Genomic DNA, 14,223 nt, shown 5'->3' on the forward strand with positions numbered 1-14,223 from the left:
AGGAGCAGCCCATGCCCGGCCTGTACTTCGAGGAGCTCGAGCCCGGTCTGGTCGTCGACCACCCGACTCGGCGCACGGTCTCCGAGACGGACAACGTCCTGTTCTCGAGCCTCACCCTCAACCTCGCGCCGCTGCACCTCGACGCCGAGTACTCCAAGGACTCGATCTACGGGCAGCGGCTGGTGAACAGCCTCTTCATCCTCGGGCTGGTCTCGGGCATCACGGTTCCGGAGACCACCCAGGGCACCACGATGGGCAACCTCGGCTTCGAGAAGGTCACCTTCCCGAAGCCGGTGTTCCACGGCGACACCATCCACGTGCGGACCGAGATCGTCGACCGGCGCGAGTCGAAAAGCCGCCCCGACACCGGCATCGTCACCTTCCGCCACCTCGGCATCAACCAGCGCGACGAGATCGTCTGCGACGCGGTCCGGGTGGGGCTGATGCAGAAGCGTCCCGAGCCCGCCGCCACGGCCCAGGCCTGACCGTCATGACGACGACGGAGGCCCCGGCCTGGGTGCCGGGGCCCGAGCACACCGCCCGCAGCCGGCTCCTCGCCGCAGTCGACCGGTTCGGGTACGCCGACCTCGACGAGTTGCACCGAACCTCGGTCACCGACCCGGAGCGGTACTGGCGCGAGGCGGTCGAGGACCTCGGGATCACGTTCTCCACGCCGTTCGAGCGGGTTCTCGACGAGGCCGACGGGAAGCCGTTTCCTCGCTGGTTCCCGGGCGGGCGCCTCAACGTGGCCGACCTCTGCGCCGGCCGCCACGCCGTCGGGCCGCTCGCGGACAAAGTGGCAGTGGTCTACGAGGGGGACGCCGGGCAGTGCCGGAGCCTCACGTTCGCCGAGCTCGACGCGGAGGTCCGGCGGTTCTCGGCGAACCTGGCCGCGCTCGGCGTCGGGTTCGGTGACCGGGTGGTGCTCTACCTGCCGACGGTGCCCGAGGCGACGGTCGCGTTCCTCGCCGTCGCCCGGCTGGGGGCGATCGTGGTGCCCGCGTTCACCGGCTACGGCGCGGAGGCGCTCGGCACCCGCCTGCGCGAGTCCGAGGCCGTCGTGCTCGTGACCGCCGACGGGACCACGCGGCGCGGGAAGCGGGTGGCGCTCAAGGAGTTCGCCGACGCCGCCCTCGCGACGGCGCCGACGGCCGAGCACGTGATCGTCGTGCGCCATCTCGACGACGGTGCGGCGATGGTCCCCGGCCGCGACGTCTTCTACGACGAGCTGCCTCCCGACCCCGCTCCGGTGCCCACCGCCGACACCGAGGCGAACGACCCGCTGTGCATCGTCTACACCTCCGGCACTACCGGGCTGCCCAAGGGCATCGTCCACTCGCACGCCGGGTTCGCGGTCAAGACCGCGGTCGACTTCGGCTACGGCTTCGACGTCCGCGACGACGACGTCGTCGCCTGGATCGCCGATCTGGGCTGGCTGGTGGGCCCGATGCTGATCGTCGGGCCGCTGCAGCTCGGGGCCACGGTGGTCTTCACCGAGGGCGTGCCCACGCACCCGACGCCGCAGCGGATGTGGGAGATCGTCGGGCGGCACGGCGTCACGGTGCAGGGCATCGCGCCGACCGCGGCGCGGGCGATCCTCGCAGCGGGAGGGGAACCGAGGAGCGACCTCGCCACCCTGCGCGCGTTCGTCTCCACCGGCGAGGCCTGGGACGAGCCCACCTGGCGGTGGTTGTTCGGCACCGTCGGCGGAGGCCGTGTCCCGATCGTCAACTTCTCCGGCGGCACCGAGGTCGGGGGCGGGATGCTCATCAGCTACCCGTTCCTGCCGATGGACGCGGCCACCTTCACGGCCGCGCTCCCCGGGGTGGATGCCGACGTGTTCGACCCGGACGGCGCCCCCGTCGTCGGGACGGTGGGGGAGCTCGTCGTCCGGAGCACCTTCCCGGGGATGACGCACGCGTTCTGGCAGGACCGGCAGCGCTACCTGGCTACCTACTGGGACCGGTGGCCGGACGTCTGGCAGCACGGCGACCTGGCGAGCGTCGACACCGACGGCACGTGGCGCATCCACGGGCGGTCCGACGACACCATCAAGGTCTCGGGCCGCCGCGTCGGCCCGGCCGAGATCGAGGCGGCGCTGCTGGTCGACCCGCGCATCGCCGAGGCGGCCGCGATCGGGGTTCCCGACGAGGCCCGCGGCCAGCGGGTGGTGGCGTTCGTCGTGCTCCGGGAACCGGAACCCGACCCCGACGACCTGCGCGCCACCGCCGTCGCGAACGTCGGGCGGTCGTTCGCGCCGGAGCTGCACGTGGTGCGGGGGCTGCCCAAGACCACCAACGGCAAGATCATGCGCCGAGCCATCCGGGCCCGGCACCTCGGGACACCGCCCGGCGACCTCTCGTCGCTGGACGCTGCCACGTCCCTCGACGACATTCCGGAGGCGACACCGTGACCACCACCGACGCGAGCGATCTCGAGCTGATCCGCAAGACCGTTCGGGAGTTGGCCCGCAAGTACGACTGGGACTACTGGCGGGAGAAGGACAAGACCCACGAGTACCCGTGGGAGTTCGTCAAGGCCTTCGCCGACGGCGGGTGGCTCGGCGCGATGATCCCCGAGGAGTACGGCGGGATCGGGCTCGGGCTGACCGAGGCCGGGGTGATGATGCAGGAGATCGCGGGTTCCGGCGCCGGGATGAGCGGTGGCTCGGCGATCCACTTCTACGTCTTCCCGCCGGCCCCGATCGTGCGGCACGCCTCGGAGGAGATGAAGCAGCGCGTGCTGCCGAAGATCGCCTCCGGGGAGCTGCTGATGGCCTTCGGGGTCACGGAACCGACCGCCGGGGTGGACACCTCGCGGATCACGACGAAGGCCACCAAGGTCGACGGCGGCTGGGTGATCAACGGCCAGAAGGTCTGGATCACCAACGCGCAGAACGCCCACAAGATCCTGCTGCTGGCGCGCACCTCCCCGCGCACCGAGGACAAGCCGCTGGCCGGGATGACGCTGTTCTACGCCGACATGGACCGCTCGAAGATCACGATTCGCGAGATCGACAAGCTCGGCCGCGCGGCGATCGACTCGAACGAGCTGTTCATCGACGGCCTCGAGGTCGCCGACACCGACGTGGTCGGCGAGGTGGACAAGGGCTTCTACTACCTCCTCGACGGCCTCAACCCGGAGCGGACGGTCGTCGGCCTGGAGGGGATCGGCCTCGGCAAGGCCGCCCTCGACCTGGCGAGCCAGTACGCCAAGGACCGCCGCGTGTTCGACCGGCCGATCGGCCAGAACCAGGCCGTCGCCCACCCGCTGGCCGACTCCTGGATCCGGCTCGAGGCCGCCGAGATGGTCGCGATGAACGCCGCGCGGCTCTTCGACGAGAACAAGGCCTGCGGCCCCGAGTCCGCGGCGGCCAAGTTCCTCGGAGCCGAAGCAGGATTCGAGGCCTGCGACCGGGCTCTGTCGACCTTCGGCGGCTACGCCTACGCCAAGGAGTACCACGTGGAGCGGCTCTGGCGGGAGGTCCGGCTCCTGCGCAACGCGCCGTTCTCCCAGGAGATGGTGCTCAACTACGTCTCCAGCCAGGTCCTCAAGCTCCCCCGGGCGTACTGATGGGTCTCCTCGACGACCAGGTCGCCGTGGTCACCGGCGCCGGCCAGGGGATCGGCCTGGCGATCGCCACCGCGATCGTCGAGGCGGGCGGCCGGGTACTGGTCGCCGACCTCGACGCGTCGGCGGCGAAGGAGGCCGCATCGGCGCTGGGCGACCGGGCCGAGCCGTTCGCCTGCGACGTGACATCCGAGGCCGACCAGGCCACGACGGTCCAGGCCTGCCTCGACCGCTTCGGACGCCTCGATCTGCTCGTCAACAACGCCGGCGTCACCCGCGACGGCTACATCGCCAAGCTCGCCGAGTCCGACTTCGACCTCGTCGTGGACACCAGCCTCAAAGGGGCGTGGCTCGGTACCCGGGCGGTGGCGCCGCTGTTCCGCGAGCAGCGCCGCGGCGCGATCGTCAACATCTCCTCGCTCTCGGGGAAGGTGGGCAATCCCGGCCAGACCAACTACAGCGCGGCCAAGGCCGGACTCGTCGGGCTGACCAAGGCCTCGGCCAAGGAGCTGGGACCGTCCGGGGTGCGGGTGAACGCGGTGCAGCCCGGCCTCGTGCGCACGGCCATGACCCTGGCGATGAAGCCGGAGATCTTCGCGGCGAAGGAGGCCGAGGTGCCCCTGGCCCGAGCGGGTACGCCCGAGGAGGTCGCGAGCACGGTGGTCTTCCTCGCCTCGCCGATGGCCTCGTACGTCACCGGGGCCGTCATCGAGGTGACCGGTGGACGGGGTCTGTAGAGGGAGGATGCGCATGGTTGCGACGACGGGGCCGCTGGCCGGTGTCCGCGTGGTGGCACTGCACGGTATGGGCCCGACACCGTTCGCCTGCATGCTGCTCGCGGACCTCGGAGCCGATGTCGTGCGGATCGTCCGTCCGCCCAACCGGCAGGGTCGTGCCCTGACCCAGACCGACGCCATGGAGCCCGAACACGATCTCGCCAACCGTGGCGTCACCTCGGTGGCCGCGGATCTCAAGGACCCGGACGGGGTGGCTGCCGTGCGCCGGCTGGTGGCCGCGGCGGAGGTCTTCGTCGAGGGTTACCGGCCCGGCGTCGCGGAACGCCTCGGGCTCGGGCCGTCGGAGCTGCAGGCGGCGAACCCGGCACTGGTCTACGCGCGGCTCACCGGCTACGGCCAGTCCGGGCCGTTGTCGCACCAGGCCGGGCACGACATCAACTACGTCGCCCAGTCCGGGGTGCTCCACGCGATGGCGCGCACGGGGGAGGCCCCCCGGCCGCCGATCAATCTCCTGGGCGACTACGCGGGCGGCGGGCTGATGGCGGCGTTCGGCATCGTGTCGGCGGTGCTGGCGGCGCGGGCCTCGGGGCACGGCCAGGTCGTCGACGCGGCGATGCTCGACGGGGTCGCGGTGCTGAGCGCGAAGATCCAGGGGCTGCGCGCGGCCGGGCGCTACTCCGACGAGCCCGGCACCAACGATCTCGACTCGGGAGCACCGTTCTACGACACGTACCGGTGCGCCGACGGCCGCCACGTCGCCGTCGGCGCGCTGGAGCCGGACTTCTACGCCGAGTTCCTCAAGGGCCTCGACGTGGACACCGACGGTTGGCCCAACCAGGACGACCGGCCGCAGTGGGCGCGGCTGCGTGAGCTCATCGCCGCCGTGCTGGCCACACGGACCCGGGACGAGTGGGCGGCCGTCTACGCCGGCACCGACGCCTGTGTGAGCCCGGTGCTGACCTTCGAGGAGGCCGCCCGAGATCCTCACAACGCCGAGCGCGGCCTGTTCCGCGAGATCGACGGCGTGCTCCACCCCGGACCGGCGCCCCGGTTCACCAGGACACCGACGAGGGAGCCAGCCCATCCACCGTCGGGGACGGTGCCCCTGGACGAGGTGCGGGCGCGCTGGGAGGACTAGGGGAGAGGGGTCACGACGGACCTCGTCTCGAGGTACTCGTCGAGCGCCTCGGGCCCGTTCTCCCGGCCCCAGCCCGACTGGCGGAAGCCGCCGACCGGCATCTGCACCCCGCCGGCCCGGTGCACGTTGATGCCGACCCGGCCGGCCCGCAGCCGCCTGGCCAGACCGTGGGCCCGTCCGACATCCCGGGTCCAGACGCTCGCGGCCAGCCCGTAGGGCGAGCGGTTCGCGGCGGCGATCGCGTCGTCGGGATCGGTGAAGGACTGGGCCCCGAGCACCGGACCGAAGATCTCCTCATTCACCACCGGCATCATCGGGTCGAGGTCGACGAGCACCGTGGGCTGGTAGTAGAAGCCACGCTCGCCGGTGCGGGTGGCACCGGTGAGGGCGCGCGCACCGGCATCGATCCCGGCCGAGACGTACCCCGACACCCGGTCCAGATGGCGCTGGGAGATGAGTGGGCCGAGGTCGGAGTCGGGATCGGTGCCGTAGCCGAGGCGAAGGGAACGGCCCTGCTCGGCCACGCCCTGGGCCACCTCGTCGAAGACGGCGGCGTGGGCGTACAGACGGGTGCCGGCGGTGCAGATCTGGCCGGTGTTCCAGAAGATCCCGGCCGCGACCCCGGGAATCACCTGGTCGAGGTCCGCATCGGGGAGCACGATCACCGGCGACTTGCCGCCGAGTTCGAGGGAGACCTTCTTCAGGTTCCCCGCCGCAGCGTGCACGATGCTGCGGCCGACCTCGGTGGAACCGGTGAAGCTGATCTTGTCGACGTCGTCGTGGGCGGCCAGCGCCGCGCCGACGGGACCGTGGCCGGTGACGACGTTGACCACGCCGTCCGGAAGGCCCGCCTCGAGCAGGAGCCCACCCATCGCGAGGGCACTGAGCGGTGCTTCCTCGGAGGGCTTGAGCACACAGGAGCACCCGGCGGCCAGTGCTGGGGCGACCTTCTGCGAGATGGCGATCATCGGGGCGTTCCAGGGCACGATCAGTCCGGCCACGCCGACCGGTTCCCTCTCGGTCCAGCCCTGGAAGCGATGCTGCGCGGGTCCGATCTCGAGGGTCCGGCCGTGGAGCTTGTCGGCCCAGCCCGCGAAGTAGCGGAACTGGTTGGCCGCCTCGCCGACCATGAGCCGTGCCTGGCTCACCGGCATCCCGACGTCGAGACTCTCCAGGCGGGCGAACTCGTCGGTGCGGGACTCGAGCAGGTCGGCCACCCGCCAGAGCACCACCGCTCGCTGCGCGCCCGAGAGCCGCAGCCACCGGCCCTCGTCGAACGCACGCCGGGCGGCGTGCACGGCGGCGTCGACATCGCGGCCCTGCGCCTCGGCGGCCCGGGAGACCACGTCGCCGATGCCCGGGTCGACGACCTCGAACGTCTCGTCGGCCTCGACCCACCGACCGTCGATGAGGAGTGCGGCGGCGGGAAGTCGAGGCGGAGCTGCAGGCATACCTACAAGTCAAACATAAAATATGATACGACGTGAGGATGCAGACGCGGGGAGCGGTGATCCGGAAGGCGCCCGGAGAGCTCGAGGTGGTGGACCTCGAGCTCGACGAGACGCGCCGCGACGAGGTGCAGGTCCGGATGGTGGCCTCCGGGCTCTGTCATTCCGACGACCACCACGTGACCGGTGATCTCCCGGTGGGCACCTATCCCTTCGCGCTGGGTCACGAGGGCGCGGGGGTCGTCACCGAGGTGTTCGAGAACGACAAGGGCATCCGCGAGGGCGACCACGTGGTCTTCTCCGCGATCCCGTCCTGCGGTCACTGCCGCTTCTGCTCGACGGGTAGGCAGAACCTCTGCGATCTCGCGAAGGGCATCCTGGCCGGCCCGCGCTGGAGCGACGGCACCTACCGGCTGCGCCTGTCCGAGGACGGCAGTCCGGTCGGTCAGATGTGTGGCATCTCGACCTTCACCGCGACGACGACCGTCTCGCTCGCGTCGGTGATCAAGATCGAGGAGGACATCCCGCTCGACAAGGCCTGCCTGATCGGCTGCGCGGTCAGTACCGGGTGGGGTTCGGCCGTGAAAGCCGCGGAGGTGCAGCCCGGAGACACGGTGATCGTCATGGGAGCCGGCGGCATCGGGGTGAGCGCGATCCAGGGCGCGGTGCACGGGGGAGCGGGCACGATCATCGCGGCTGACCCGGTCGCGCTCAAGCGAGAGAAGGCCGTCGAGTTCGGCGCCACCCATACGGCCGGGTCGATCGAGGAGGCGACCGAGCTGGCGCGCCAGATGACCGACGGGCAGGGCGCGGACGCCACGATCGTCACGGTGGGCGTGCTCCGTCCCGAGCACATCGGTCAGGCGCTGTCGTCGGTCCGCCGGGCCGGGACGGTGGTCGTCACCGCCGTCGGGCAGCACGCGGTCTCCGACACCCCGATGGAGCTCTTCGACCTGACCCTGTCTCAGAAGCGCTTGCAGGGTGCTCTCTTCGGATCGACCAACGGCGGCTGGGACGTCCACCGGCTGCTGAACCTCTACCGCGCCGGGAAGCTCAAGCTCGACGAGATGATCACCCGTACCTACGCCCTGGACGAGATCGCCCAGGGGTACCGCGACCTGCACGCCGGACTGAACGTGCGCGGAGTCGTCCGGTATGAGTGAGCGAACCGCCGACCGGCACGCCTGGGCCCGGCCGGAGCCGGAGACCGTCGCCCCCGGAGTGGTGCGAGTACCACTCCCGCTGCCGAACGACGCCCTGCGGGCGGTCAACGTGTACGTCCTCGTCGGTGCCGAGGACCTCACTCTGGTCGACGGCGGCTGGGCGCTCGCGGCCAACCGCGACCTGCTGGCGAGCGCCCTCTCCGGCCTCGGCGCCGACCTCACCGACATCCGCCGGTTCCTCGTGACCCACCTGCACCGTGACCACTACACGCTGGCGACGGCGCTGCGCCGGGAGACCGGTGCCCGGGTGGCCCTCGGTGCCGGCGAACGCGAGTCGATGTCGCTGCTGACCGGGCCGGACCAGGCCGCGCCGCACCGCGCTCGCATCGATCGACTGCGCACGGTGGGTGCGCCGGAGCTCGCGGACCGGGTGGAGGAGGCGACGGCCTCGGCGATCGCGGCCGAGCGGGGCTCCTACACGCCGCCCGACGAGTGGCTCAACGACGGCGAGGTCCTCACGGTCGCGAGACGGCGCCTGACCGCTCACGAGACGCCGGGGCACACCCGCGGCCACCTCGTGTTCGCCGACGACCGCGCGGGCGTGCTCTTCGCCGGGGACCACGTGCTGCCGCACATCACCCCGTCGATCGGGTTCGAGCCCGCGACCCGGCCGGGCGCGCTGATCCGCTTCCTCGCCTCGCTGGCGCGGGTGCGCGCCCAGCCGGACCGGCGCCTGCTGCCCGCCCACGGCCCGGTGGCCCCCAGCGTTCACGCCCGGGTCGACGAGCTGCTCGCACACCACGAGCGGCGTCTCACCGAGGTCGAGCACGCCGTGGCGGCAGGTGACGTGACGGCGGCCGCGGTCGCCTCCCGGCTCCGCTGGACCCGTCACGAGCTGCGGCTCCCGGAGATGGAACCCACGCACGCGATGCTCGCGGTACTGGAGACCCAGGCGCATCTCGAGGTCCTCGAGGCCCAGGGACGGGTGAGAGGCGACGCGCCCGCCGCGACGCTGCGCTACGCCGTGACGTGAACCGTCGCCGACCGGAGCGGCGCCGGTCGTCGCGTCCCGACCGGCGGCAGTGGAAGGATCACGTCTCGATGAACGGGACCAATCGCCCAGCCGGCCTGGACGACATCGCCGGCACCGCGACGTCGCGCTTCCGCCTCACCCCGATGGTCCCGCGGGATCCGGACGAGCCGGGCCGGACCGCGAGCACCCTGGAGCTGTTCTTCGACCTCGTGTTCGTGGTCGCGGTGAGCATCGCAGCGGTCGACCTGGCCCATGCGCTCGCCGAGGGACACGTCCTCGACGGTCTCGTCGCCTATGCGGTCGTGTTCTTCGGCATCTGGTGGGCCTGGATGAACTTCACCTGGTTCGCCACCTCGTTCGCCACCGACGACTGGCTCTACCGGCTGCTGACCATCGTGCAGATGGGCGGGGTGCTCGCACTCGCCGCCGGCATCGGGCCGTTCTTCACCTCGCGCGACACCACGGTGCTGATCCTGAGCTATGTCGTCATGCGCGTGGCGATGGTGGCGCAGTGGTTGCGGGCGTCGCGCTCGGCGGGGTCCAGTCGTCGGGCGACCCAGGTCTACGCGGCCGGCATCGCGGGCGTGCAGGTGCTCTGGCTGGCGTCACTGCTGCTGTCGGGGCCGGCGGCGGGGATCGCGCTGGTAGTGCTGATCCTCGCCGAGATCTCTGTTCCGGTCGTCGCCGAGACCCGCGGCACCACCCCGTGGCACCCGCACCACATCACCGAGCGGTACGGCCTGTTCACCCTGATCCTGCTCGGGGAGAGCCTGCTCGCGTCCGCCAACGCCATCATCGAGGCGCTCGCCGAGCACGAGGAACTCGGGTCGCTCATCTCGATCGCGGTGCTCGCGCTGGTCGTCACCGCCGCGCTGTGGTGGATCTACTTCTGGCCTCCCCACCACGAGGCCATCACCACCTTCGGTCGCTCGCTGCGCTACGGCTACGTGCACTACTTCGTCTTCGCCGCCGCCGGCGCCTTCTCGGCGGGGGTCGAGGTCGAGATCGACACGATCACCGGGCGCAGCGCGCTGGGCGAGGTCGCGGCCTCGTACACCGTGTCCGTGCCGGTGGCCGTGTTCCTGCTGGGTATCTGGTGGATCGCCCTGCGCGACCAGGCCGACCGGGTGGTCAACACCGCTGTCCCGCTCGCCGCGGTGCTGGTCCTCGCCGACCCCGTCATCCCGCTGCCCAGCGCCGTCACCGCCGTGGTGCTGGTGGCACTCGTGGTGGTGCTGGTCGTCCGGCCGCCGGTGTCCGGCGCCGCCGCGACCGGCTCCGAGGAGGGGTAGCCGCCGCGGCGGACCGGGCTCAGGAGGTGACGAGCCTCGTCGTCGTCCCCGCGGCCGGCGGCTCGAGCATCGTGGCGAGAGCCGAGCCCGAGCCGGCGTACTTCTGCTCGTAGGCGGCCCCGACGGCGGCCCGGGTGGCCTCGTCGGCGACGGGCTCGAGGGTCACGTCGGTCTCCACCGCGCCCGCGCGGACGCGGGCGGTGCCGCGCGTCGTGGCTCGCCGGTACCAGCCGCCGGCGCCGCCGTAGGCCGACCGCACGTAGAGCTCGCCGTCGACGAGGACGACCCAGATCGGTGTCCACCGGCGCGTCGTGCCGTCGTCGCGGTACGTCGTGATCTGTAGCTCCGGCGCGGCGCCGAGGGCCTCCCGACGCTGGTCGACGGCGCTCACAGGTGCCTGCCGAAGAACGGGACCAGCTCGGCCAGGGCCTGCGCCGTGGGCTCCGGCCGGTCGTACAGGTCGTAGTGCGAGAACCCTTCCAGCACGACGAGCTGCTTGTCGGCCGAGCGCGCGCGACGGTAGATCTCCATACCGTCGCGGTAGGCGCCGAAGGCACCCGGCTTGTCGCCCACCACCACCATGATCGGACGGGTGAGCAGCACCTCGGCCCGCCCGAACGCGTCCCACCCGACCGCGGTGGCCTGGTGGGAGAACAGCGAGCTGGTTGCGCCGTGCGGCTGCTTACCCCGCGGGGTCTTGTAGTAGTCGGTCGCCTCGACGACGTCGATCTCGGTGATCCCGGCCTCGGTGGCGGCCTGCGGCGAGGCGGGCAGCAGGTCGTCCACCCGGAGGGCCTCGCCGCGGGCCTCCGCGGTGCGCTGCGCCGCGATCGCATCGAGAGTGGCGACCGGGTCGTAGCCGGAGAACGACTCCTGCATCAGCCGGCCGAAGTTGACCCCGGTGACGCTGCCGACCGCCTTGATGCGCCGGTCGGTCATGGTCGCGTTGATCGAGTACCCGCCGCCGCCGCACACCCCAATGGCGCCGATGCGATCGGCGTCGACGAAGGGCAGCGTCACCAGGTGGTCGATCACGTGGCTGATGTCCTTGACCCGCATCGTCGGGTCCTCGACGAAGCGGGGCTCGCCGCCGCTGGCGCCCTGGAAGCTGGCGTCGAACGCGACGACGACGTAGCCCTCGTCGGCCAGCGCCGTCCCGTAGACATTCCCGGCCGTCTGCTCCTTGCAGCTCCCGATGGGGTGGGTGGCGACGATCGCGGGGTAGCGCCGCGAGGCGTCGAATCCGGGCGGGTAGTAGATGTCGGCGGCCAGGTCCCAGGCCAGGGCCGGGATGTTGACGTGCTCGATCGTGCTCATCGGTGCCTCCTCAGCTGGCGGCGAGGTGCTCGGTGAAGAACGGGGTGGCCTCGGCGACGGCCCGGTCGACGTACTTGGGCACGTCGTAGAAGTCCATGTGCGTCCCGCCGTCGACGACGACGAGCTTCTTCTCGCTGCGCAGCCGGCCATGGAGGTCGGTGGTGTGCCACAGCGAGCCGGCGTCGGAACCGGCGACCATGAGCACCGGCGCCGTGAGCAGGTCCTCGACCAGGTGGAAGGCGTCGAAAGCCATGATCTTCGGGATGCTCTTGGTGGCGAGGTAGGTGTTCTTCGCGTTCGGGTGCTGGGCGCGCGGGGTCAGGTAGTACTCGCTGGCCTGCACCATGTCGTAGGGCGTGTTCTCGTCGGTCTGCGCCGGGACGTACGGGGCCGTCGATGCCTCGGCGCCCCGGGCGGACTCGGCGGTGCGCTGCTGGGCGATCCCGTCGAGCGCGGGCACGGCGGCGTTGACGGGGTCGGCGCCGAACCAGCCCTGGCGCCATGCCGTGCCGATGTTGAGGCAGCTGACCGTCGCCAGCGCCTTGACGCGGTGGTCGGTCATGGTCGCCGTGGTGCCGTAGGCGCCGCCGGCGCAGACGCCCAGCACGCCGATGCGCTCCTCGTCGACGAAGTCGAGGGACTGCAGGTGATCGACCGCGGCGCGGACGTCCTCGACGCGGGCGGAGGGGTCCTCCAGGAAGTGCGGCTCGCCGCCCGACTCACCCTGGTACGAGGCGTCGAACGCCAGCGCGACGAAGCCCTGCTCGGCCAGCTTCGCGGCGTAGAGCCCGGCCGTCTGCTCCTTGACCCCGCCGCCGGGGTGGACGGTGACGACGGCCGGGTAGCGGGTGCCCTCGTCGAAGCCCTCGGGTCGGTACAGGGCGCCGGCCATGGTGATCGGTCCGTTGGCGAACGTCGTGGTCTCCATGCCCCGGCACCTTCCTCGCGGGCCCGGGCGCCATGCAACCGTGCGCCATAGACATCACACTTTTTATACGATACTTTCTCTGCTATGCACTGGATCACACTCCCTCCGGAGGTCTCGCGGTGACCGCTCCGGACGACTACTCGGCCTTCTTCATCGGCGGGCGGTGGACCACCCCACAGGGGAGCGACACCCTCACTGTCACCTCGCCCTTCACCGGAGAGGCGATCGCGCACGTCCCGGCGGCCTCCGCCGAGGACGTCGACGCGGCCGTCGCCGCCGCTCGCCGGGCCTTCGATCAGGGCGAGTGGCCCCGGATCACGCTGGACGAGCGGATGCAGATGCTCGGCCGGCTGAGCGAGCTGCTCGGGAAGCGGACCGACGAGATCGCGAACCTGGTCACCAGCGAGATGGGCTGCCCGATCACCCTGTCGCGCTCCATGCAGGCCGCCGGCCCGAGAGTCCTCCTCGACAGCTTCCTCGAGCTCGCGCCGAGCTACCCCTGGCGCGCCGAGCGGGAGTCGGCGACGGGCCGGGCCCTCGTGCTGCGCGAGCCGGTCGGCGTCGTCGCCGCGGTGGTGCCCTGGAACGCCCCGCTGCTCATCTCGGTCATGAAGCTCGCTCCGGCGCTGCTCGCCGGGTGCACCGTCGTCCTCAAGCCCGCCCCGGAGACCCCGCTCGACGCCTACCTGCTCGCCGGGCTCCTCGAGGAGGCGGGCCTGCCCGAGGGCGTGGTCAACGTGGTGCCGGCCGACCGCGATGTCAGCGAGCACCTCGTGACGCACCCGCAGGTCGACAAGGTCGCCTTCACGGGATCCACCGCCGCCGGACGACGGATCGCGTCGCTGTGCGGGCACGACCTCAAGCGCGTGACGCTCGAGCTCGGCGGCAAGTCGGCCGCGGTCCTGCTCGACGACGCCGACCTCGCCGGGGCGGCCGAGTCGCTGCGGGTCGGGTCGTTCCGCAACAGCGGCCAGGTGTGCAGCCTCAAGACCCGCGTCGTCGTCCCCCGGGCGCGCCAGGCGGAGTTCCTCGAGGCGTTCTCCGCGGTGGTCGGCAGCATGCCCGTCGGAGACCCGGCCGACCCGGCCACCCAGATCGGGCCGCTGGTCAGCGCCCGGCAGCGGGAGCGGGTCGAGGGCTATATCGCCGCGGGCCGGGACCAGGGTGCCCGCGTGGTGGTCGGTGGCGGGCGCCCGAGCGGCTTCGACGCCGGGTACTTCGTCGAGCCGACCGTGTTCGCCGACGTCGCCCCCGGGATGCGCATCGCCCAGGAGGAGATCTTCGGGCCGGTGGTCTCGGTGCTGGCCTATGACGACGAGGACGAGGCCGTCGCCCTCGCGAACGACTCCAGCTACGGCCTCAACGGGTCGGTCTTCACCGGCGACCCCGGGCGCGGCGTCGCCCTGGCGAGCCGGATGCGGACCGGGACCGTCGAGGTCAACGGCAGCCCGGTCGGCTTCCACGCACCGATCGGCGGCTTCAAGTCCAGCGGTATCGGCCGCGAGGCCGGACCGGAGGGCTTCGACGCGTACGTCGAGCTCAAATCCATCGGTCTCCCGCGAGACCTGATCCTCACCAGCTGAAGGAGAGCGCGCAT

The 14,223-nt window shown here is 71.6% G+C and carries 13 protein-coding genes; 9 read left to right on the plus strand and 4 right to left on the minus strand.

Annotated features, from left to right (window positions below):
* Positions 1-11 precede the first annotated feature (11 nt).
* The 5 genes from LQ327_RS30255 to LQ327_RS30275 are packed head-to-tail and all read left to right on the plus strand — an operon-like array spanning position 12 to position 5,445.
* Positions 12-485 carry a MaoC family dehydratase gene (locus LQ327_RS30255; RefSeq protein WP_230739904.1) on the plus strand — a complete coding sequence of 158 codons (474 nt, stop codon included), beginning with the start codon at positions 12-14 and terminating at the stop codon, positions 483-485.
* A 5-nt stretch (positions 486-490) separates the two neighbouring features.
* A complete protein-coding gene (locus LQ327_RS30260; protein WP_230739906.1) occupies positions 491-2,413 on the plus strand; it encodes an AMP-binding protein in 1,923 nt (640 codons plus the stop codon).
* Positions 2,410-3,573 carry an acyl-CoA dehydrogenase family protein gene (locus LQ327_RS30265; protein WP_230739908.1) on the plus strand — a complete coding sequence of 388 codons (1,164 nt, stop codon included), beginning with the start codon at positions 2,410-2,412 and terminating at the stop codon, positions 3,571-3,573. The genes LQ327_RS30260 and LQ327_RS30265 overlap by 4 nt, the downstream gene beginning before the upstream one ends.
* Entirely contained in the window at positions 3,573-4,307 is a 735-nt protein-coding gene (gene fabG / locus LQ327_RS30270; protein WP_230739910.1) for a 3-oxoacyl-ACP reductase FabG, read from the plus strand. Before LQ327_RS30265 ends, fabG begins: the two co-directional genes overlap by 1 nt.
* A 13-nt stretch (positions 4,308-4,320) precedes the next feature.
* A complete protein-coding gene (locus LQ327_RS30275; RefSeq protein ID WP_230739912.1) occupies positions 4,321-5,445 on the plus strand; it encodes a CaiB/BaiF CoA transferase family protein in 1,125 nt (374 codons plus the stop codon).
* Here LQ327_RS30275 and LQ327_RS30280 read toward each other — a convergent pair.
* On the minus strand, positions 5,442-6,896 hold the full coding sequence (locus LQ327_RS30280; RefSeq protein ID WP_230739914.1) for an aldehyde dehydrogenase family protein: 1,455 nt from the start codon (positions 6,894-6,896) through the stop codon (positions 5,442-5,444). The genes LQ327_RS30275 and LQ327_RS30280 overlap by 4 nt on opposite strands.
* Positions 6,897-6,934: 38 nt before the next feature.
* On the opposite strand from LQ327_RS30280, the gene LQ327_RS30285 reads away from it, so the two are divergent.
* The 3 genes from LQ327_RS30285 to LQ327_RS30295 all read left to right on the plus strand — a co-directional run bounded on the left by LQ327_RS30285 (position 6,935) and on the right by LQ327_RS30295 (position 10,381).
* Positions 6,935-8,056, plus strand: coding sequence for an NDMA-dependent alcohol dehydrogenase (locus tag LQ327_RS30285; RefSeq protein ID WP_230739916.1), 1,122 nt, complete (start codon positions 6,935-6,937; stop codon positions 8,054-8,056).
* Positions 8,049-9,089 (plus strand): MBL fold metallo-hydrolase, encoded by a 1,041-nt coding sequence (locus LQ327_RS30290; protein ID WP_230739918.1) that lies wholly within the window; start codon positions 8,049-8,051, stop codon positions 9,087-9,089. The genes LQ327_RS30285 and LQ327_RS30290 overlap by 8 nt, the downstream gene beginning before the upstream one ends.
* Positions 9,090-9,157: 68 nt before the next feature.
* Positions 9,158-10,381, plus strand: a complete 1,224-nt coding sequence (locus tag LQ327_RS30295) for a low temperature requirement protein A (protein WP_230739920.1) — start codon at positions 9,158-9,160, stop codon at positions 10,379-10,381.
* Positions 10,382-10,400: 19 nt separating this feature from the next.
* On the opposite strand, the gene LQ327_RS30300 is transcribed toward LQ327_RS30295, so the two are convergent.
* From LQ327_RS30300 to LQ327_RS30310, 3 genes are read right to left on the minus strand one after another with little or no spacing between them, the layout of a single operon-like run.
* Positions 10,401-10,772 (minus strand): DUF2255 family protein, encoded by a 372-nt coding sequence (locus tag LQ327_RS30300; RefSeq protein ID WP_230739922.1) that lies wholly within the window; start codon positions 10,770-10,772, stop codon positions 10,401-10,403.
* A complete protein-coding gene (locus LQ327_RS30305) occupies positions 10,769-11,698 on the minus strand; it encodes an alpha/beta hydrolase (protein WP_230739924.1) in 930 nt (309 codons plus the stop codon). The genes LQ327_RS30300 and LQ327_RS30305 overlap by 4 nt, the downstream gene beginning before the upstream one ends.
* Before the next feature lie 10 nt (positions 11,699-11,708).
* Positions 11,709-12,626 carry an alpha/beta hydrolase gene (locus LQ327_RS30310; protein WP_230739926.1) on the minus strand — a complete coding sequence of 306 codons (918 nt, stop codon included), beginning with the start codon at positions 12,624-12,626 and terminating at the stop codon, positions 11,709-11,711.
* Positions 12,627-12,745: 119 nt separating this feature from the next.
* On the opposite strand from LQ327_RS30310, the gene LQ327_RS30315 reads away from it, so the two are divergent.
* Positions 12,746-14,209 carry an aldehyde dehydrogenase gene (locus LQ327_RS30315; protein ID WP_230739928.1) on the plus strand — a complete coding sequence of 488 codons (1,464 nt, stop codon included), beginning with the start codon at positions 12,746-12,748 and terminating at the stop codon, positions 14,207-14,209.
* Positions 14,210-14,223: the final 14 nt, after the last annotated feature.

This window comes from Actinomycetospora endophytica, assembly GCF_021026375.1.
GTDB classification, from domain to species: Bacteria; Actinomycetota; Actinomycetes; order Mycobacteriales; family Pseudonocardiaceae; genus Actinomycetospora; species Actinomycetospora endophytica.